The sequence below is a fragment of the Sedimentimonas flavescens genome, assembly GCF_019264375.1.
GTDB classification, from domain to species: Bacteria; Pseudomonadota; Alphaproteobacteria; order Rhodobacterales; family Rhodobacteraceae; genus Rhodobacter; species Rhodobacter flavescens.
Genome location: NZ_JAHVAI010000001.1, coordinates 504257 through 521678, shown reverse-complemented (window position 1 = coordinate 521678; position 17422 = coordinate 504257). Strand labels below are relative to the sequence as shown.

The window sequence follows — 17422 nt, the reverse complement described above, 5'->3', positions numbered from 1 at the left end:
GTGTGGCGCGGCGCCTTGGCTCGTCACTGAGCGGCTCTCTAAAGGCCCACGCACGGGGGGTCAAGGCCGAATCTTCGGAAATTTTGCGCATCTGGAAAAAACCTATCGGCAGGCGTATATGCCCGGCATGAACAGCACACTGACCCCTCCGACCGGCCTGCGTTTCATGAAGATGCATGGTCTGGGCAACGACTTTGTGGTGATCGACGCGCGTGATGGCGTCGATCCGGTGACGCCTGCGCTGGCGCGTGCGGTGGGTGATCGGAATCGGGGCGTGGGCTTTGATCAGCTTGCGGTGATCCTGCCTTCGCAAGCGGCTGATTTCGCGCTGGAATTCTGGAACTCGGATGGCTCGAAAGCGGGCGCTTGCGGCAATGCCACGCGCTGCGTATCGGACTGGATGATGCGCCAGTTGGGCAAGGACGCTGTCACCCTGACCACCGCGCGCGGCACGCTTTCGGCGCGTCGGCGCGAAGACGGGCTCGTTTCGGTCAACATGGGCGCGCCGATTCTGGAGGCGGCGGCGATTCCGGTCGCGGCGGAACCGATGCATCTGCCGCTGGCGGGCGATCCGATTGCCGTCGGTATGGGCAACCCGCATTGCATCTATTTCGTCGCGGATGCCGAGACGGTGGATGTCGCGGGTCTTGGCCCGCAGATCGAGCATGACCCGCTCTTCCCCGAGCGCACCAATGTCGAATTTGCCTCGCTCATCGCACCGGACCATTTGCGCATGCGGGTGTGGGAGCGCGGGGCGGGCATCACGCTCGCCTGTGGCTCGGGCACCTGTGCCACCGCCGTTGCCGCGCATCTGCGCGGGCTGACCGGGCGGCATGTGATCGTCGATGTGGACGGTGGGCGGCTTGAGATCGACTGGCGCGACGATGGCGTCTGGATGACCGGCCCGACCGCGCTGGTGTTCGAGGGCGTCCTGAGCCCCGCATTCCTGGCCTGCGCATGAAAGCCCCGGTCTTCGCCACGCTCGGCTGCCGTCTCAACGCCTATGAGACGGAGGCGATGAAGGAGCTCTCGGCCCAGGCGGGGATCGAGAACGCCGTCGTCGTCAATACCTGCGCGGTGACCGCCGAGGCGGTGCGCAAGGCCAAGCAGGAGATCCGCCGGCTGTCGCGGGAAAACCCCGGCGCGCCGATCATCGTGACGGGATGCGCCGCGCAGACCGAACCCGAGACCTTTGCGGCGATGGAAGAGGTCACGCGGGTCATTGGCAACCACGAGAAGATGCTGGCCGAGACCTGGTCGGGCATCGGTGCCGAGATGCGTGGCCCGGACTTCATCGGCGAGACCGAGAAGGTCCAGGTCGATGACATCATGTCGGTCAAGGAGACCGCGGGCCATCTGATCGACGGTTTCGGCCGCCATCGTGCCTATGTGCAGGTCCAGAACGGCTGTGATCACCGCTGCACCTTCTGCATCATTCCCTTCGGGCGGGGCAATTCGCGCTCGGTCCCGGCGGGGGTAGTGGTCGAGCAGATCAAGCGGCTTGTGGATCGCGGTTTCAACGAGGTGGTGTTGACCGGGGTCGATCTGACCTCCTGGGGGGCGGATCTGCCGGGCGGGCCGCGCTTGGGTGATCTGGTGATGCGCATCCTGCGGCTGGTGCCGGATCTCGCGCGTCTGCGGATTTCCTCGATCGACTCGATCGAGGCCGACGAGAACCTGATGCTGGCGATCGCGACCGAGCCGCGCTTGATGCCGCATCTGCATCTGTCGCTTCAGGCCGGCGACGACATGATCCTCAAGCGGATGAAGCGCCGCCATCTGCGCGACGATGCGATCCGGTTCTGCGAAGAGGCGCGGCGGTTGCGGCCGGGGATCGTGTTCGGCGCAGATATTATCGCCGGTTTCCCGACCGAGACCGAGGATATGTTCGAGAACTCGCTGCGGCTGGTGGATGACTGCGGGCTGACCTTCCTGCATGTCTTCCCCTTCTCGGCGCGCAAGGGCACACCTGCGGCACGAATGCCGCGCGTGGCGGGCCCCGAGATCAAGGAGCGCGCCGCACGGCTGCGTGCCAAGGGGCAAGAGGCGCTGGAGCGCCATCTGGCTGCCGAGGTCGGGCAGGAGCGCGTGATCCTGACCGAAGGGCCGCGCCTGGGGCGCACCGAATTCTTCACCGAGGTGGCCTTCGCGCGCGATATGCCCGAGGGGACGATCCTGAGCGCTCGGATTCTGGGCCATGATGGCGCGCGTCTTCTGGCGTGATGGCCGGGGCTCTGCCCCGGACCCCGGGATATTTGCACCACATTGAAGGCAGGGGCCTTTCGTTTTCTGCGCGGCGCGCTAGGGTCTGGCCATGCTGTGGATCAACGACACTGTGGCGATCGCCGATTGGGAGCTTTCGGAAAGCTTTACCCGCGCGCAGGGGCCGGGTGGGCAGAACGTCAACAAGGTTTCGACGGCGGTGGAGTTGCGGTTCGAGGCTGAGCGTTCGCCGCATCTGACGCCTGCGGTGAAGGCGCGCCTGAAGCGGATCGCGGGGCGAAAGTGGACGCAGGATGGGGCAATTCTGATCCGGGCCGAGGAGACGCGAAGCCAGTTGCGCAACCGGGAGTTGGCGCGGGAGCGGCTCGCCGAGATGATCCGCGCCGCGCTGGTTGCGCCCAAGCGGCGGGTGGCGACGAAGCCGACACTGGGCAGTCAACGGCGCAGGCTCAAGGCCAAGACGGTGAGGGGCGAGGTGAAGTCCCTGCGCGGGAAGGTGGGCGATGACGAATGATCTGATCGCGCGCCGCGCGCGCCTGCTGGGGCCGAATGTGCCGACCTTCTATGAACAACCTGTGCAGATCGTGCGCGGCGAGGGGGTGTGGCTGTGGGATGCCGAAGGACGGCGCTACCTAGATTGCTACAACAACGTCGCGCATGTCGGGCATTGTCATCCGAAGGTGGTCGAGGCGATCTCGGCCCAGGCGGGGGTGCTGAACACGCATACGCGCTATTTGCATGAGGGCATTCTGGACTATGCCGAGCGGCTCTTGGAGCATTTTGGCCATGATCTGAGCCAGATCATCATGGTTTGCACCGGGTCCGAGGCGAATGATGTGGCGCTGCGCATGGCGCAGGCGGTGACCGGCAAGACCGGGCTGATTGCCACCGACAATACCTATCATGGCAACACCACGGCGGTTGCGCATCTTTCGACTCGGCGTCCGCCGATTGGCGGTTACCCCGGCCATGTGCGCCGTGTGCCTGCGCCGGACAGTCTGGTGCCGTTGGGTGGCTCGTTGGAGGCCCAGCCGCAGGCTTTTGCCGCGGGCGTGGCCCGCGCGATTGCCGAGTTGGAAGCGGCCGGGCACGGGTTCGCGGGGCTGATGCTCTGTCCGATCTTCGCCAATGAGGGCACGCCGGGGATCGCGCCGGGCTTCCTTGATCCGACTGTTGAGGTTGTGCGCCGCGCGGGCGGGTTGATCCTGTGCGATGAGGTCCAGCCGGGTTTTGGCCGTGTGGGCTCGCACTGGTGGGGGCATGAGTTTCTGGGCTTCGCGCCCGATGTGGTGACGCTTGGCAAGCCGATGGGGAACGGCCATCCGGTGGGCGCGGTGGTTGCGCGGCCCGATGTGATGGCGGCGTTTCGCGGGGCGTTCGGGTATTTCAACACATTTGGGGGCAATCCGGTGTCCTGCGCGGCGGCCATGGCGACGCTGCGCGTGATCGAAGAGGAGGGGCTAGTCGAAAACGCGCGCGACGTGGGAGGCTATGCGCTTGACCTGCTGCGCCAGTTGCGCCACCCGCTGATCGCCGATGTGCGCGGCTTCGGGCTGTTCTTCGGGATCGAGTTCGCGCAGGGCGCGCAGCCTGCCAGCGATTTCTGCGGCCGGGTGGTCGAGGCTGCCAAGGCGCGCGGCATCCTGCTGGGCCGGGTGGGGCGCGCGCAGCATATCCTCAAGATGCGTCCGCCGATGCCCTTCTCGCGCGCCAATGCCGAGCAACTGGCCGAGACGCTTGATGCCATCCTGCGCGAGATGCCAGCATGAGCGCGCGCGACGCGGCGCAGGCGCGGGCGGCACTGGCGCATTGGGGGGCGCTTGGCGCGCCGCTGCGGCTGGTCTGGCAAAGCGAGAACGTGGTCTATGAGACGACGCTGCGCGATGGAACGCGCGCGGCCCTGCGTCTGCACCGGCCGGGGTATCAGGGGCGCGAAGGTATCGAGGTTGAGCTGGAATGGTGTGAGCGCCTGGCCACCGCAGGGGTGCCGGTGGCGCAACCGATCCGTGCGGTCAACGGGCGGCTGACGGCGGGGCTTGGCGGGCGCGTCGTTTCGTGCCTGCGCTGGATCGAGGGCACACCGATGGGGCAGGCGGATGAGCCACTGGCCGGGTCGGCCGTGGCCGCGCGGGCGGTTGAACTGGGTGGGCTGATCGCCGTGCTGCACGACGCAAGCGATGCCGGCGCCTGCCCGGCGCCCTTCACGCGCAAGCCTTGGGACGCCGACGCGCTATTGGGGGATCAGCCGCGTTGGGGGCGGTTTTGGGAGAACCCCGCGCTGAGCGTCGAGGAGCGCGCGTTGCTGCTGGATGCGCGCGAGCTTGCGCGTGGCATCTTGGCGCAGGCGCGGGATTTCGGTCCGATCCACGCCGATGTAATCCGCACCAATGTCATGCTAGGCCCCGAGGGGATGACGTTGATCGATTTTGATGACAGCGGGCCGGGATGGCGGCTTTACGATCTGGCCTCGGCCTTGATCCAGAGCTGGGGCGATCCGGCGATGGGCCAGCAGGCGCGGGCGTTGGTGCAGGGCTATGCCGCGCGGCGCGATCTGCCTGCTGATCAGGCGCGGCTTTTGCCGCTTTTTGTGGCACTGCGGGCCTTCGCCTCGGCCGGTTGGGTCATCACCCGCGCCCCCGGCGACGCAACACGCGGTGCGGCCTATGCAAAGCGCGCGGTTGAGGCCGGGCAGGCCTTGCTGTCGGGGCGCCCTCTGTGGGAGGGTGCGCCATGATCAGGGTTATCGGCGAAGTTCTTACCGGCTTGCTCGGCTTGCGTCCGCCGCATTTGCAGGTGGGCGCGCTTTGCGTGCGCCGCCACAAGGGCAAGCGGGAGATCTTGCTGATCTCGTCGCTCGATACCGGGCGCTGGATCATTCCCAAGGGCTGGCCGATGAATGGCCGCACGCTGGCGGGCGCCGCGGCGCAGGAAGCCTGGGAAGAGGCCGGCGTACGCGGGCAGGTGCGTCCCGGGCATATCGGCACATTCTCCTATCTCAAGAAGCGCGACAGCGGGATGCATTTGCGCTGCGAAGTTCGCGTTTTCCAGATCGAGGTTCAGAGCCTGTCCGAGCGCTACCCGGAGGCGGGTCGTCGCAAGCGGGAGTGGTTTACCAGCGAAGACGCCGCCGAGCGCGTTGACGAAGACGGCTTGAAGCAGATTTTGCTGGCTCTGTGACGATTCCGCAGTTGTTTTGTGAGACTAAACCAGCTACCCCGCCGCCCGACTGTGACGGTTTAACGTCAGTAATATGACAAGCGGGGAGAGGGCATGGCAACGCCTCCGGTGAACCAGTGGAAAACGCTCGACAAGGATTTGGGCCGTATCGGGCGGCTGGAGGAGGCGACGATGTTCGTCTCGCGGCCGCTTGTCGCGCCGGGAATCGCCCTGGCCTTCATCGTGCTGGCGGGGATCGCGGCGGCGATCCTGATGGGCTCGCAGCCTGGCGCGCTGATCGTGATCGCGGCGGCGGCCATCGGCGCCTACATGGCGCTGAACATCGGCGCTAACGACGTTGCCAACAACATGGGCCCCGCCGTCGGAGCCAATGCGCTGACGCTAGGCGGCGCGCTGATCATCGCGGCCGTCTTTGAAACCGCAGGTGCGCTGATCGCGGGGGGAGATGTGGTCAAGACCGTCTCGACCGGCATTCTCGCGCCCGGCGCCGTGACCGACAGCGCGCATTTCGTCTGGGCCATGATGGCGGCACTGCTGGCTGCAGCGCTCTGGCTGAACCTTGCCACCGCCGTTGGTGCGCCGGTCTCGACGACGCATTCGATCGTCGGGGGTGTTGTCGGGGCGGGGATCGTTGCGGCAGGCTTCGGGGCGGTAAACTGGAGCGTGATGGGAACGATTGCGCTGAGCTGGGTCGTCTCGCCGGTTCTGGGCGGGATCATTGCGGCGATCTTCCTGGCCTTCATCAAGGCCAATATCATGTATGCCGATGACAAGATCGCCGCTGCGCGCCGCTGGGTGCCGGTGCTGATCGGGATCATGGCCGGCGCTTTTGCCGCCTATCTCGCGATCAAGGGTCTCAAGCGGGTCTTCAGCATCTCGATGACCCATGCGCTGTTGATCGGGCTTGCTGCGGGCGTGATTTCCTGGGCGGCCTCGGTTCCGCTGATCCGTCGCCAGTCCGAGGGGCTGGAGAACCGGAAGAAGTCGCTTAAGAAACTGTTCTCGATCCCGCTTGTGGTGTCGGCGGCACTTCTGTCCTTTGCCCATGGCGCGAATGACGTGGCCAACGCGGTCGGTCCGCTGGCGGCGGTGGTTCATGCCGTCGAGGCCGGGGACATCACCGACAAGGTCGGTATCCCGATCTGGGTCATGGTGGTCGGCGCGCTTGGCATCTCGGTCGGTCTGATCCTGTTCGGACCCAAGCTGATCCGGCTGGTTGGGTCCGAGATCACCAAGCTCAACCCGATGCGCGCCTATTGCGTGGCGCTGTCGGCGGCGATCACGGTGATCGTGGCCTCCTGGCTTGGCCTGCCGGTGTCCTCGACCCATATCGCGGTCGGCGCGATCTTCGGTGTGGGCTTCTACCGCGAATGGCACGCCGAGCGTCGGGTGCGGCAACTGGGTCTGCAAAAGGGCAAGCCGATCCCGCCCGAGGAACGCTCGCGCCGCCTGCTGGTGCGCCGCTCGCATATGCTGACGGTCGCTGCGGCCTGGATCATCACCGTGCCGGCCTCGGCCGGGCTTTCGGCGCTGCTTTACGTGCTGCTCAACGGGCTTGCCGGTTAAACGACGACCGGCATGGCCTCTTGCTGGCCGACCCCGAAGACGCGCTTGTAGCGGGCGATCTCATCCGCCGGTCCAAGCGCCTTTTCGGGGTTGTCAGACAGCTTGACAGTCGGGCGCCCCTCGGCGCTGATCGCCTTGCACACCAGGCTGAACGGCGCCAACCCGCCATCGGGCACGAGGCCGCGGAAGTCATTGGTGAGCAGCGTGCCCCAACCAAAGCTGACCCGGACCCGACCGACGAAATGTTCGTGTAACTCGCGGATCTTTTCGACATCGAGCCCGTCCGAGAAGATCACGAGCTTCTGCGTCGGGTCTTCGCCTCGCGCCTTCCACCATTTGATCGCGGTCTCGGCCCCCTCGACCGGATCGCCCGAGTCGATGCGGATGCCCGTCCAGCCCGCGAGCCAGTCGGGTGCGTGCTCCAGAAAGCCCTTGGTTCCGTAGGTGTCGGGCAGAATGATGCGCAGGTTGCCCTCATGCTCTTCCTGCCAGTCGGCCAGAACCTTGTAGGGCGCCTCGCGCAGGGCTGCGTCGGTATCGGCCAGCGCGGCATAGACCATGGGCAGTTCATGCGCGTTGGTGCCGACGGCCTCAAGGTCGCGCCGCATGGCGATCAGGCAGTTCGAAGTGCCGGTAAAGGCGCCACCCTTGGCCGCATCGCCCAGGCCCTCGATCATCGCCTGCACGCACCAGTCCTGCCACAGGAAACCATGGCGGCGCCGCGTGCCGAAATCGGCGATGCGCAGGCCGGGGATACCCTTGAGTGCCTCGATCTTTTCCCAGACGCGGGCCATGGCGCGGGCATAAAGCACCTGCAACTCGAACCGACCCATCGCGTTCAGCACCGCGCGCGAGCGTAGCTCCATCAGGATCGCCAGCGCCGGGATCTCCCACAGCATGACCTCGTGCCACTTGCCCTCGAAGGTCAGGTCATATTGTCCGTCACGCACCTCAAGGTGATAGGGCGGTAGCTGGAAGCCCTCGAACCACTCCATGAAATCGGGGCGGAACATCTGGCGCTTGCCGTAGAAGGTATTGCCACGCAGCCAGGTGCTTTCGCCGCGCGCCAGCCGCAGGTCACGTGCGTAGTCAAGCTGCTGGCGCAGCTCACCCTCGTCGATCAACTCGGCCAGGCGAATGGATTTCGAGCGGTTGTGTAGGCTGAAGGTGACGGTCGTGTCCCGCTTGTTGCGGAAAATCGACTGACACATCAAGAGCTTGTAGAAATCGGTATCGATCAGGGAGCGGACAATCGGGTCGATCTTCCACTTGTGGTTATAGACGCGGGTGGCGATATCGACCATCTCGGGCCTCCTCTCATGCCGCGAGCACAACGCCGGCGGCGCGCATCGCGTCGCGGGCGGCGGCAAGCGAGCCGTTCAGGTCGATGGCGCGGCAAGCGCCCTCAAGCACCCGCACGTTGAACCCAATTTTGGCCGCGTCGATGGCCGACCAGGCCACGCAGAAATCGAGCGCGAGACCGACAAAGGTCAGATCGGTGATGCCCCGTTCGCGCAGGTAGCCCGCAAGGCCCGTGGACGTGGCGTGGTCGTTCTCGAAAAACGCCGAGTAGCTATCGATCTCGGGGCGAAAGCCCTTGCGGATGATCAGATCGGCCGGATCGATGGCAAGGCGCGGGTGAAACGCCGCGCCCTTGCTGCCCCAGACGCAATGTGCGGGCCACAGCGTCTGCGGACCGTAGGGCATCTCGATTGTTTCGAAAGGCGACGTGCCATCATGCATGGCCGCGAACGAGGAATGCTCCTCGGGGTGCCAGTCCTGCGTTAGGACGGTGACGGGGAATTCCTGCATCAGCGCGTTGATACGCGGGATGATCTCATCCCCGCCCGTGACCGCCAAGGCGCCGCCGGGGCAGAAATCATTCTGCACGTCAATCACGATCAAAGCTTCGGTTTCGCCCGACATTGTTTCCTCTTGCGTCCCAATTCTGCCAGATTCATCCTCTAGCATCGCAGGTAAGTTATTTTGTTCAAGCTGTAGGCCGCGCCATGACGACCGAGACCCTCCCGTTCTACCGCCGCCCGCTGGAGCTGCTGCTGGCGATTGCCATGTTCCTGTTCGTGCTGCTGTTTTCCTGGCATGCGGCGTTCTCGGGCAACCCAATCATCTCTTACCCGGCGGATGGCGCGGGGGGGATGGGCGCGCGGGCGTTCTTCATGTTCTTCGTGGGCTGCGCAGCGGTGTTCCTGGTTGTCGGGTTGATTACCCTGATCCGCACCGCAGGCCGCAAGGAAGAGATCGTGCTGGGTCCCGACACGCTCAGCCTGCCCGGACCGATGGGGTCGAAGCCCGTGCATATTCCCTACCGCGAGATCACGGCGCTTTGGCTGCATCGCCGCCGGGGCCGCAAGATGCTGCGCATCGCCTCGAACGGCCCGATGCGCGAGATCCTCGCCTCGAACCTGTCCGAGCATATCACCCTTGAGGATCTGCAAGAGCGGCTCGAGGCGCGTATCCGCGCGGCACGGGCCGCAGGTGGGAACGTCTATACTTTCGCCGCCTGAGCCGCCCGGCTTGCCAGCGCCCCCGGTTCGGCGCTAGAGGGAGGCTATGTATACCGTCGCCGCCCTCTATCACTTCACCCGTTTCGAAAACCCCGCAGCACTTCAAGGGCCGCTGGCTCGGTTGGCCTGTTCGATGGGGGTGAAAGGCTCGCTCTTGCTTGCGCGTGAGGGGATCAACGGCACCATTGCGGGCACACGCGAGGGGATTGACGCCGTGCTGGCGCATGTGCGCGCCCTGCCGGGCTGTGCGACGCTCGCATGGAAGGAAAGCGCCGCGCGCGAGATGCCTTTCGGCAAGATGAAGGTGCGCCTCAAGCGCGAGATCGTGACGATGGGCGAGCCCGATGTCGATCCGCGCGCGTCGGTCGGCCATTACGTAGCGCCACAGGATTGGAACGCGCTGATCTCGGCCCCCGATGTCGTGGTGATCGACACGCGCAACGATTACGAGGTCGAGATCGGTACCTTCAAGGGCGCGATCGACCCCAAGACCCGCAGCTTCCGCGAGTTTCCGCAGTGGTGGCAAGAGAACGCCGCGCGGTTCCACAACAAGCGCGTTGCGATGTTCTGCACCGGCGGTATCCGTTGCGAAAAATCGACGAATTATCTGCTTAGCCAGGGGGTGGAAGAGGTCTACCACCTCAAGGGCGGCATCCTGCAATACCTTGAGGATGTGCCCGAGACCGAAAGCCTGTGGGAGGGCGATTGTTTCGTCTTCGACGGTCGCGTCAGCCTGCGTCATGGCTTGAAGCAGGGCGATTACGACAGCTGTCACGCCTGCCGCCGCCCGGTTTCGGCCGAGGACAAGCTACGCCCGGAATTCGAGCAGGGCGTCAGCTGCCATCGCTGCATCGACGAATATTCCGATGCCGACCGCGCGCGGTTCCGCGAGCGCGAGCACCAGATGCAACTGGCCGCCAAGCGGGGCCAGGCGCATCTTGGGGCAACTCACTCCTCGCAGGACTGAGTCGCGATATCGCAGCCCTGCGTCACTTGCTCGCCTTGGCTCGGGAAGCTCAGGCGAGGAAGATCGACGCCATAGGCTGCGGCCGAAGCGGCCGATACAGTTACCAATGCAAGGCTGAGAAGGATGCGTTTCATCTCACGTCTCCAAACTGAACGAGTCGGTTCATATGGCTTATATGAACCGGTCGGTTTAGTTCCGCAAGTTGATTCTGAACTAAACGGTTCAATATCGGCACTTGCAAGCCATGCGCTATTCCGTATTTTGGAATCATTCTAAAAAGGAGCCAGCCATGATCCCCGGCCTCGCCAACCGCCGACGCTTTGCCGATCTGTCCGAGCAGGAGGTTCTGGCGCTCGCGATTTCCTCCGAGGAGGACGACGCCCGCATCTATCGCCAATACGCCGAGCATCTGCGCGCCGAATACCCTTCCTCTGCCGCCGTGTTCGAGGGTATGGCCGCCGAGGAGGATCATCACCGCCAGTCGTTGATCGCGCGCCACCAGGCGCGTTTTGGCGATGTCATTCCGCTGATCCGACGTGAACATGTCGCGGGTTTCTACGCCCGCAAGCCGATCTGGCTGACCAAGAACCTGCCACTTGAAACGATCCGCGCCGAGGCCGAGGCGATGGAGCGCGAGGCGGGCAAGTTCTACACGCTCGCCGCGCAGCGCACCTCGGATGCGGCCACGCGCAAGCTGCTTGGCGATCTGGCCGCGGCCGAGATGGGCCATGAAAAGAAAGCCACCCAGCTTGAGGCCAAGCATCTGCCCGAAGAGACCAAAGAAGAGGAGGACCGCGCCGCGCATCGCCAGTTCATCCTGACCTGGGTGCAGCCGGGCCTTGCGGGGTTGATGGATGGTTCGGTCTCGACGCTCGCGCCGATCTTCGCGACGGCCTTCGCCACGCAGGATACCTGGACGACGTTTCTCGTGGGCCTTGCAGCCTCGGTCGGTGCGGGGATCTCGATGGGCTTTACCGAGGCCGCGCATGACGATGGCGTCATCTCCGGGCGCGGCTCGCCGGTCAAGCGCGGATTCGCCTCGGGCATCATGACGACGGTGGGCGGTCTTGGCCACGCGCTGCCCTATCTGATCCCCGATTTCTGGACCGCCACCGTGATCGCGATGATTGTCGTCTTCGTCGAGCTTTGGGCCATCGCCTGGATCCAGAACCGCTACATGGAGACGCCCTTCATGCGCGCTGTCATGCAGGTTGTTCTGGGTGGCGCGCTGGTCTTTGCCGCCGGGGTGTTGATCGGGGGAGGCTGAGGGCACTGGCGCAAGCGGAATCTGCGTGTTAGCGCTTGGCCATGCTGGAGATATTTCTCAAGACGCTTCCATTTTTCGGCCTGATCGGACTGGGCTGGTTCGCCGGTCGGATCCGCTTCTTTCCCGCCGAGGCAACGGCCTGGCTGACGAAATTCGTCTTCTATTTCGCCCTTTCGGCGATGCTCTTTCGCTTCACCGCGACGCTGAAGCTTGAGGAACTGTTCGATCCGCAGTTCTTCCTCGCCTATCTGCTGGGCTCGGCGCTCGTCTGGGTGATCGGCTTCGCGGTCGCCAAGGCGCGCGGCCGCCCGCTCAGCGAGGCCGCGATGGAGGCCCATACCGCGATGACCGGCAATACCGGCTTTCTCGGAGTGCCGATGCTGGTGGTGCTGCTCGGGCCGCCTGCTGTCGGGCCGGTGCTGATGGTGCTGGCGATCGACCTGATCGTGTTTTCCTCGATCATCACCATGATCATCACCGTGGCTCGGCACGGTCGCATTGCCGTTGCGCCGCTGGCGCTTGGTCTGGTGAAGAATCCGATGATCGTGTCGATGGCGGCGGGGCTGCTCTGGGCGGGGCTGCATATCCCGATGCCCGCGCCCTTGCAGGATTTCGTCTCGATCCTTGGGGCGGCGGCCACGCCCGGCGCGCTTTTCGCCATCGGTGCCTCGCTGGCGGACCGCTCGGCCGAGCGGGTCGCGCCGGCGATCTGGCTGTCTTCGGCCAAGCTCTTCCTGCATCCGCTGGCGGTTGGTATCGCGGCGCTCGCGGTGTTCGACGTGGAACCCTACGCCGCGGGGGTGATGATCTCCGCTGCGGCCTTGCCGGTGGCGGGAAATGTCTACATTCTGGCCGCGCATTACGGTGTCGCGCCTCAGCGCGTCTCAACCGCGATTCTGATTTCGACGGCGATCAGCATTCTGACCATTCCGGGCGTTATCGCCTGGGTTACACGATAGGAGAGCCCATGCACACGGTTTCGGAAAACAAGTGTTTTGGCGGCATGCAGGGGGTCTATACCCACCAGTCCGAGGCCACCGGATGCGAGATGACCTTTGGCCTATTCCTGCCCGAGGAGGCCGAGCAGGGACCGGTTCCGTTGCTGTGGTATCTGTCGGGCCTGACCTGCACACATGAAAACGCGATGGTGAAGGCCGGGGCGCAGCAATGGGCGGCCGAGCATGGCATCGCGCTGTGCTTCCCCGATACCTCGCCGCGCGGCGCGCATGTGGCCAATGACGATGCGTACGATCTGGGGCAGGGTGCGGGCTTTTACGTCAACGCCACACAAGAACCCTGGGCGCCCCATTTCCGCATGTGGGACTATGTCGCCGACGAGCTGCCCCGCATCGTCACCGCCGCTTTCGACATTGACGAGGATCGCCAGTCGATCACCGGGCACTCGATGGGCGGGCATGGCGCGCTGACGCTGGCGATGCTGCTGCCGGGGCGGTTCCGCTCGGTCTCGGCATTCGCGCCGATCGCGCAGCCCTCGCAATCGGATTGGGGGCGCAAGCAGTTGACGGCCTATCTGGGCGCGGATGAAAACACCTGGCTCGATCATGATGCCACCCACCTGATGACCCGCGTGGGCTTCGATGGCGATGTGCTGATCGACCAAGGCAGCGACGACCAGTTCCTTGACCTTCTGCGCCCCGAGGCGCTGGCCGCCGCGATGGCCGCGCGCCGCCAGCCTGGCGTCTTCCGCATGCAGGCGGGCTACGATCACAGCTATTTCTTCGTCTCGACCTTCATGCCTGACCACATCGCCTTCCACGCCGAGGCGCTCTGGCGGTGATCTGGGTCGATGCCGATGCCTGCCCGGTGAAGGCCGAGATCGAGCGCGTGGCGACACGCCTCGGCCATCCGGCGTCCTTCGTGTCGAACGGTGGGCTGCGCCCCTCGGCCAATCCGCTGATCCAGATGGTTTATGTGGCCGAAGGGCCGGACGTGGCCGACATGCATATCGCCGAACGCGCCGGGCGCGGCGACGTTGTGGTGACCAACGACATCCCGCTGGCCGCGAAATGCGTCGCGGCGGGGGCGCGCGTGTTGCGCCCCGATGGCGAGGCTCTGACCCCCGCCAATATCGGCAATGTCCTGGCGACGCGCGATCTGATGGCCGATCTGCGTTCGGCCGATCCGTTCCGGCAGGGCGGGGGGCGTGCGTTCTCCAAGGCCGATCGGTCGCGCTTTCTCGATGTGCTAGACCGGACCGTGCGCGCAGCAATGAGGGAAGCGAATGGTTGAAGCGGTGATCTTCGATATCGGCAACGTGCTGATCGAATGGCAGCCCGAGCGGTATTACGACAAGATCATGCCGCGCGCCGAGCGCGAGGCGATGTTTGCCGAGGTCGATCTGCACGGGATGAACGATATCATCGACCGTGGCGGTTCGTTCCGCGAGACAATCTACGACTGGGCCGAGCGTTATCCGCAGTGGCGCGACAAGATCCGGCTTTGGCATGACGACTGGATTCAGATGGCCGCTCCGGTGATCCCGCGCTCGCTGCGGCTGATGCAGGCCTTGCAGGCGCGCGGCGTGCCGGTCTTTTCGCTGACGAATTTCGGCATCGGCTCATTCGATTATGCCTGCACGCATTACCCGTTCCTGCGCGATTTCGACCGGCCCTTCATCTCGGGGCATATGGGCGTGATCAAGCCCGAGGCGCGGATCTACGAAATGGTCGAGCGGGCATCTAACCTCTCGGGCGCGCAGCTTCTGTTCACCGACGACCGGGCAGACAATATCGCGGCGGCGCATCTGCGCGGCTGGAAAACGCATCTCTTCGAGGGGCCGGCCGGTTGGGCGGCGCGCCTTGTGGCCGAAGGGCTTTTGAGCGACGCGGAGGCACAATGAGCATCGACATCATCGGGCCCGAGGCCGAGGGTCTGCTTGACTGGATTATCCTGACCGAGGCCTTCGAAGCGGGCCACCGCCTGCCGCGCGCCGAGGTGGCCGACACCTTCCTCTATCGCGGCGAAGACACGCTGCTGACCCGTTCGGCCTGGATCTCGGGGCTGGGGATCGCGGTGAAATCGGCCACGATCATGCCGGGCAACCCGGAGGCGGGTCTGCCCATGGTCAATGGCGCGGTGAACCTGCTCAGCGACCGCACCGGGATGCTTGAGGCCCTCGTCGATTTCAAGCTGCTCACCAAGTGGAAGACGGCAGGCGACAGCCTTCTGGCGGCGCGGCTCCTTGCCCGCCCTGACGCGCGCGAGATCCTGATCTGCGGTGCGGGCCATGTGGCCGCCTCGATGATCGAGGCTTATCGCGCGGCCTTCCCGCAGGCGCGCTTCACGATCTGGAACCGCACCCATCTGACCGCCGAGGCGCTGGCCGCGCGCACCGGTGCGCGCGCCGAGGCCGATCTGGAGGCCGCCGTGCGCGGGGCCGAGATCATCGCCTGCACCACCATGGCCTCTCAGCCCTATATTCGCGGCGAGTGGCTGCGGCCGGGTACGCATCTTGACCTGATCGGCGCCTATCGGCCCGACATGCGCGAGGTCGATGACGAGACCCTGCGCCGCGCCCGCATCTTCTGCGACAGTCGCGTAACCACCATCAAGCATATCGGCGAGTTCAAGGACCCGCTCGCGCGCGGTGTGATCTTAGAGGCCGATATCATCGCGGATTACTACGACATTCACGCAGGCACCTTCGCGCGCCGCTCGGACAACGAGATCACGCTGAGCAAGAATGGCGGGGGCGCGCATCTCGACCTGATCTGCGCGCAATATATCCTGCAAACCTGGCGGATCAGCCGGGCCTGATCAGGCCCGCTTCGCGACCGCCACGCCCAGAAGCTCAAGCACCTTCGCCTCGATATCCGAGGCGTTCATGCGGGCCGAGGCATACATATCCTCGGGCGACGCATGGTCGATGAACGTATCGGGCAGCACCATCGAGCGAAACTTGTAGCCCCGGTCGAATACGCCCTGATCGGACAGGAACTGCGCGACATGGCTGCCAAAGCCGCCCACCGCGCCCTCTTCGATGCAGATCAGTGCCTCATGCTCGGCCACCAGCCGTAGGATGAGATCGGTGTCGAGCGGCTTGGCAAAGCGCGCGTCCGCCACGGTCGGCGCAAGGCCGCGCGCGGACAGTGCCTCGCGCGCCTTCAGCACCTCGGCCAGGCGCGTGCCGAAGCTCAGGATGGCAACGCGCGCCCCCTCGGTCACGATCCGGCCCTTGCCGATTTCCAGTGGCTGACCGCGCTCGGGCATCTCGACGCCCATGCCCTCGCCGCGCGGATAGCGGAAGGCGATGGGGCCTTCGTCATGCGCGGCAGCGGTAGCGACCATATGAACCAGTTCGGCCTCGTCGGCGGCGGCCATCACCACCATGCCAGGCAGGTTGGCCATGAATCCGATATCGTAGCTGCCCGCGTGGGTCGCGCCATCCGCGCCCACCAGGCCCGCGCGGTCGATCGCAAAGCGCACCGGCAGACGCTGGATCGCCACGTCATGCACGATCTGGTCGTAGCCGCGTTGCAGGAAGGTCGAGTAGATCGCGCAGAAGGGCTTCATCCCTGTCGCGGCCAGTCCGGCCGAGAAAGTTACGGCGTGCTGTTCGGCGATGCCCACGTCGAAGGTGCGGCGTGGGAAGCGCTCGGCGAACAGGTTCAGCCCGGTGCCATCGGGCATGGCCGCGGTGATCGCCACGATCTTCTCGTCGCCCTCGGCCTCGCGCACGAGGCTTTCGGCGAAGACCTTGGTGTAGGAGGGCGCGTTTGTGGGCGCCTTGACCTGTGCGCCGGTGATCACGTCGAACTTGGCGGTCGCGTGCCCCCGGTCGGCGCGGCTTTCGGCGGGGGCATAGCCCTTGCCCTTCTTGGTCAGCGCATGGATCAGAACGGGGCCGGTGGCGCGTGCTTTCAGCGTGCGCAGCAGCGGCAGCAGCGCGTCCAGATCGTGGCCATCGACCGGGCCGACATAGGTGAAGCCCAACTCTTCGAACAGCGTGCCGCCCACGGCCATGCCCTTGAGCATCTCCTTGGCGCGGCGCGCGCCTTCCTGGAAGGGCTCGGGCAGCAGGCTCACGGCGCCCTTGGCGACGGATTTGAGATCCTGCATCGGGCCTTCGGAATAGAGCCGGGTGAGGTAGCTCGACAGCGCACCGACCGGCGGCGCGATCGACATTTCATTGTCGTTCAGCACGACAAAGACCCGCTTGCCAAGGTGGCCTGCATGGTTCATCGCCTCGAAGGCCATCCCGCCTGACATCGCCCCGTCGCCGATCACGGCAATGGCGTCACCCGTCTCGGCCCCCAGCTCGCGCGCCATGGCAAAGCCGACGGCCGCCGAGATCGAGGTGGAGCTATGCCCCGCGCCGAACGGATCGTAGGGGCTTTCCGAGCGCTTGGTGAAGCCCGAGAGGCCGTTCTTGGTGCGCAGGGTGCGGATGCGGTCGCGCCGCCCGGTCAGGATCTTGTGGGGGTAGCACTGGTGGCCCACGTCCCAGATGATCTTGTCGCGCGGCGCATCGAAAACCGCGTGCAGCGCGACGGTCAGTTCGACCACGCCAAGCCCCGCGCCCAGATGCCCGCCCGTCACCGACACCGCCGAGATCGTCTCGGCACGCAGTTCATCCGCCAGCCGGTGCAGCTCGCGGTCGGTCAGCGCCTTGAGGTCCGAGGGCAGGCGCACGCGGTCAAGGATCGGGGTAGGCGGGGTCTGGCTCATCGGCGTTCC

19 protein-coding genes are annotated in these 17422 nt (G+C 65.3%); 15 read left to right on the top strand and 4 right to left on the bottom strand.

The window, feature by feature from the left end:
- Positions 1-127: 127 nt before the first annotated feature.
- From dapF to KTQ37_RS02620, 7 genes are all read left to right on the top strand, one after another.
- Positions 128-961: a diaminopimelate epimerase gene (dapF, locus tag KTQ37_RS02650; RefSeq protein WP_236021009.1), complete on the top strand. Its 834-nt coding sequence runs from the start codon at positions 128-130 to the stop codon at positions 959-961.
- A complete protein-coding gene (gene mtaB / locus KTQ37_RS02645; RefSeq protein ID WP_218628905.1) occupies positions 958-2223 on the top strand; it encodes a tRNA (N(6)-L-threonylcarbamoyladenosine(37)-C(2))-methylthiotransferase MtaB in 1266 nt (421 codons plus the stop codon). Before dapF ends, mtaB begins: the two co-directional genes overlap by 4 nt.
- Before the next feature lie 91 nt (positions 2224-2314).
- Positions 2315-2737, top strand: coding sequence for an alternative ribosome rescue aminoacyl-tRNA hydrolase ArfB (gene arfB, locus KTQ37_RS02640; protein WP_218628904.1), 423 nt, complete (start codon positions 2315-2317; stop codon positions 2735-2737).
- The gene (locus tag KTQ37_RS02635; RefSeq protein ID WP_218628903.1) at positions 2727-3992 is read left to right on the top strand and encodes an aspartate aminotransferase family protein; all 1266 of its coding nucleotides are present in this window, start codon (positions 2727-2729) and stop codon (positions 3990-3992) included. The genes arfB and KTQ37_RS02635 overlap by 11 nt, the downstream gene beginning before the upstream one ends.
- The gene (locus tag KTQ37_RS02630; protein WP_218628902.1) at positions 3989-4957 is read left to right on the top strand and encodes a phosphotransferase enzyme family protein; all 969 of its coding nucleotides are present in this window, start codon (positions 3989-3991) and stop codon (positions 4955-4957) included. The genes KTQ37_RS02635 and KTQ37_RS02630 overlap by 4 nt, the downstream gene beginning before the upstream one ends.
- On the top strand, positions 4954-5400 hold the full coding sequence (locus KTQ37_RS02625; RefSeq protein ID WP_218628901.1) for an NUDIX hydrolase: 447 nt from the start codon (positions 4954-4956) through the stop codon (positions 5398-5400). The genes KTQ37_RS02630 and KTQ37_RS02625 overlap by 4 nt, the downstream gene beginning before the upstream one ends.
- 93 nt (positions 5401-5493) lie before the next feature.
- Complete coding sequence (locus KTQ37_RS02620; protein ID WP_218628900.1) at positions 5494-6966, top strand: inorganic phosphate transporter; 1473 nt, start codon at positions 5494-5496, stop codon at positions 6964-6966.
- Here the strand turns inward: KTQ37_RS02620 and pncB are convergent.
- Complete coding sequence (gene pncB, locus KTQ37_RS02615) at positions 6963-8270, bottom strand: nicotinate phosphoribosyltransferase (RefSeq protein WP_218628899.1); 1308 nt, start codon at positions 8268-8270, stop codon at positions 6963-6965. The two genes, KTQ37_RS02620 and pncB, sit on opposite strands and share 4 nt — an antisense overlap.
- A 13-nt stretch (positions 8271-8283) precedes the next feature.
- Positions 8284-8892, bottom strand: coding sequence for a bifunctional nicotinamidase/pyrazinamidase (gene pncA, locus KTQ37_RS02610; protein ID WP_218628898.1), 609 nt, complete (start codon positions 8890-8892; stop codon positions 8284-8286).
- Positions 8893-8975: 83 nt separating this feature from the next.
- On the opposite strand from pncA, the gene KTQ37_RS02605 reads away from it, so the two are divergent.
- Positions 8976-9491, top strand: a complete 516-nt coding sequence (locus tag KTQ37_RS02605) for a hypothetical protein (protein WP_218628897.1) — start codon at positions 8976-8978, stop codon at positions 9489-9491.
- A gap of 46 nt (positions 9492-9537) precedes the next feature.
- Positions 9538-10458: an oxygen-dependent tRNA uridine(34) hydroxylase TrhO gene (trhO, locus tag KTQ37_RS02600; RefSeq protein WP_218628896.1), complete on the top strand. Its 921-nt coding sequence runs from the start codon at positions 9538-9540 to the stop codon at positions 10456-10458.
- Here the strand turns inward: trhO and KTQ37_RS02595 are convergent.
- Positions 10440-10592 carry a hypothetical protein gene (locus tag KTQ37_RS02595; protein ID WP_218628895.1) on the bottom strand — a complete coding sequence of 51 codons (153 nt, stop codon included), beginning with the start codon at positions 10590-10592 and terminating at the stop codon, positions 10440-10442. The two genes, trhO and KTQ37_RS02595, sit on opposite strands and share 19 nt — an antisense overlap.
- A gap of 155 nt (positions 10593-10747) precedes the next feature.
- On the opposite strand from KTQ37_RS02595, the gene mbfA reads away from it, so the two are divergent.
- The 6 genes from mbfA to KTQ37_RS02565 are packed head-to-tail and all read left to right on the top strand — an operon-like array spanning position 10748 to position 15502.
- Positions 10748-11725, top strand: coding sequence for an iron exporter MbfA (mbfA, locus tag KTQ37_RS02590; RefSeq protein ID WP_218628894.1), 978 nt, complete (start codon positions 10748-10750; stop codon positions 11723-11725).
- Between the two features lie 41 nt (positions 11726-11766).
- The gene (locus KTQ37_RS02585) at positions 11767-12684 is read left to right on the top strand and encodes an AEC family transporter (protein ID WP_218628893.1); all 918 of its coding nucleotides are present in this window, start codon (positions 11767-11769) and stop codon (positions 12682-12684) included.
- An 8-nt stretch (positions 12685-12692) separates the two neighbouring features.
- Positions 12693-13523, top strand: coding sequence for an S-formylglutathione hydrolase (gene fghA / locus KTQ37_RS02580; protein ID WP_218628892.1), 831 nt, complete (start codon positions 12693-12695; stop codon positions 13521-13523).
- On the top strand, positions 13520-13975 hold the full coding sequence (locus tag KTQ37_RS02575; protein WP_413243713.1) for a YaiI/YqxD family protein: 456 nt from the start codon (positions 13520-13522) through the stop codon (positions 13973-13975). The genes fghA and KTQ37_RS02575 overlap by 4 nt, the downstream gene beginning before the upstream one ends.
- Positions 13968-14585: an HAD family hydrolase gene (locus KTQ37_RS02570; protein WP_218628891.1), complete on the top strand. Its 618-nt coding sequence runs from the start codon at positions 13968-13970 to the stop codon at positions 14583-14585. The genes KTQ37_RS02575 and KTQ37_RS02570 overlap by 8 nt, the downstream gene beginning before the upstream one ends.
- Positions 14582-15502 (top strand): ornithine cyclodeaminase family protein, encoded by a 921-nt coding sequence (locus KTQ37_RS02565; protein ID WP_218628890.1) that lies wholly within the window; start codon positions 14582-14584, stop codon positions 15500-15502. The genes KTQ37_RS02570 and KTQ37_RS02565 overlap by 4 nt, the downstream gene beginning before the upstream one ends.
- Here KTQ37_RS02565 and dxs read toward each other — a convergent pair whose 3' ends face one another.
- Positions 15503-17413, bottom strand: a complete 1911-nt coding sequence (gene dxs, locus KTQ37_RS02560; RefSeq protein ID WP_218628889.1) for a 1-deoxy-D-xylulose-5-phosphate synthase — start codon at positions 17411-17413, stop codon at positions 15503-15505. It lies immediately after the preceding gene.
- Between the last annotated feature and the right edge of the window lie 9 nt (positions 17414-17422).

Bases quoted from the DNA above. Each gene is read 5' to 3' on its own strand.
- dapF (WP_236021009.1), top strand. From the start codon at position 128: ATGAACAGCACACTGACCCCTCCGACCGGCCTGCGTTTCATGAAGATG.
- mtaB (WP_218628905.1), top strand. From the start codon at position 958: ATGAAAGCCCCGGTCTTCGCCACGCTCGGCTGCCGTCTCAACGCCTAT.
- arfB (WP_218628904.1), top strand. From the start codon at position 2,315: ATGCTGTGGATCAACGACACTGTGGCGATCGCCGATTGGGAGCTTTCG.
- KTQ37_RS02635 (WP_218628903.1), top strand. From the start codon at position 2,727: ATGACGAATGATCTGATCGCGCGCCGCGCGCGCCTGCTGGGGCCGAAT.
- KTQ37_RS02630 (WP_218628902.1), top strand. From the start codon at position 3,989: ATGAGCGCGCGCGACGCGGCGCAGGCGCGGGCGGCACTGGCGCATTGG.
- KTQ37_RS02625 (WP_218628901.1), top strand. From the start codon at position 4,954: ATGATCAGGGTTATCGGCGAAGTTCTTACCGGCTTGCTCGGCTTGCGT.
- KTQ37_RS02620 (WP_218628900.1), top strand. From the start codon at position 5,494: ATGGCAACGCCTCCGGTGAACCAGTGGAAAACGCTCGACAAGGATTTG.
- pncB (WP_218628899.1), bottom strand. From the start codon at position 8,270: ATGGTCGATATCGCCACCCGCGTCTATAACCACAAGTGGAAGATCGAC.
- pncA (WP_218628898.1), bottom strand. From the start codon at position 8,892: ATGTCGGGCGAAACCGAAGCTTTGATCGTGATTGACGTGCAGAATGAT.
- KTQ37_RS02605 (WP_218628897.1), top strand. From the start codon at position 8,976: ATGACGACCGAGACCCTCCCGTTCTACCGCCGCCCGCTGGAGCTGCTG.
- trhO (WP_218628896.1), top strand. From the start codon at position 9,538: ATGTATACCGTCGCCGCCCTCTATCACTTCACCCGTTTCGAAAACCCC.
- KTQ37_RS02595 (WP_218628895.1), bottom strand. From the start codon at position 10,592: ATGAAACGCATCCTTCTCAGCCTTGCATTGGTAACTGTATCGGCCGCT.
- mbfA (WP_218628894.1), top strand. From the start codon at position 10,748: ATGATCCCCGGCCTCGCCAACCGCCGACGCTTTGCCGATCTGTCCGAG.
- KTQ37_RS02585 (WP_218628893.1), top strand. From the start codon at position 11,767: ATGCTGGAGATATTTCTCAAGACGCTTCCATTTTTCGGCCTGATCGGA.
- fghA (WP_218628892.1), top strand. From the start codon at position 12,693: ATGCACACGGTTTCGGAAAACAAGTGTTTTGGCGGCATGCAGGGGGTC.
- KTQ37_RS02570 (WP_218628891.1), top strand. From the start codon at position 13,968: ATGGTTGAAGCGGTGATCTTCGATATCGGCAACGTGCTGATCGAATGG.
- KTQ37_RS02565 (WP_218628890.1), top strand. From the start codon at position 14,582: ATGAGCATCGACATCATCGGGCCCGAGGCCGAGGGTCTGCTTGACTGG.
- dxs (WP_218628889.1), bottom strand. From the start codon at position 17,413: ATGAGCCAGACCCCGCCTACCCCGATCCTTGACCGCGTGCGCCTGCCC.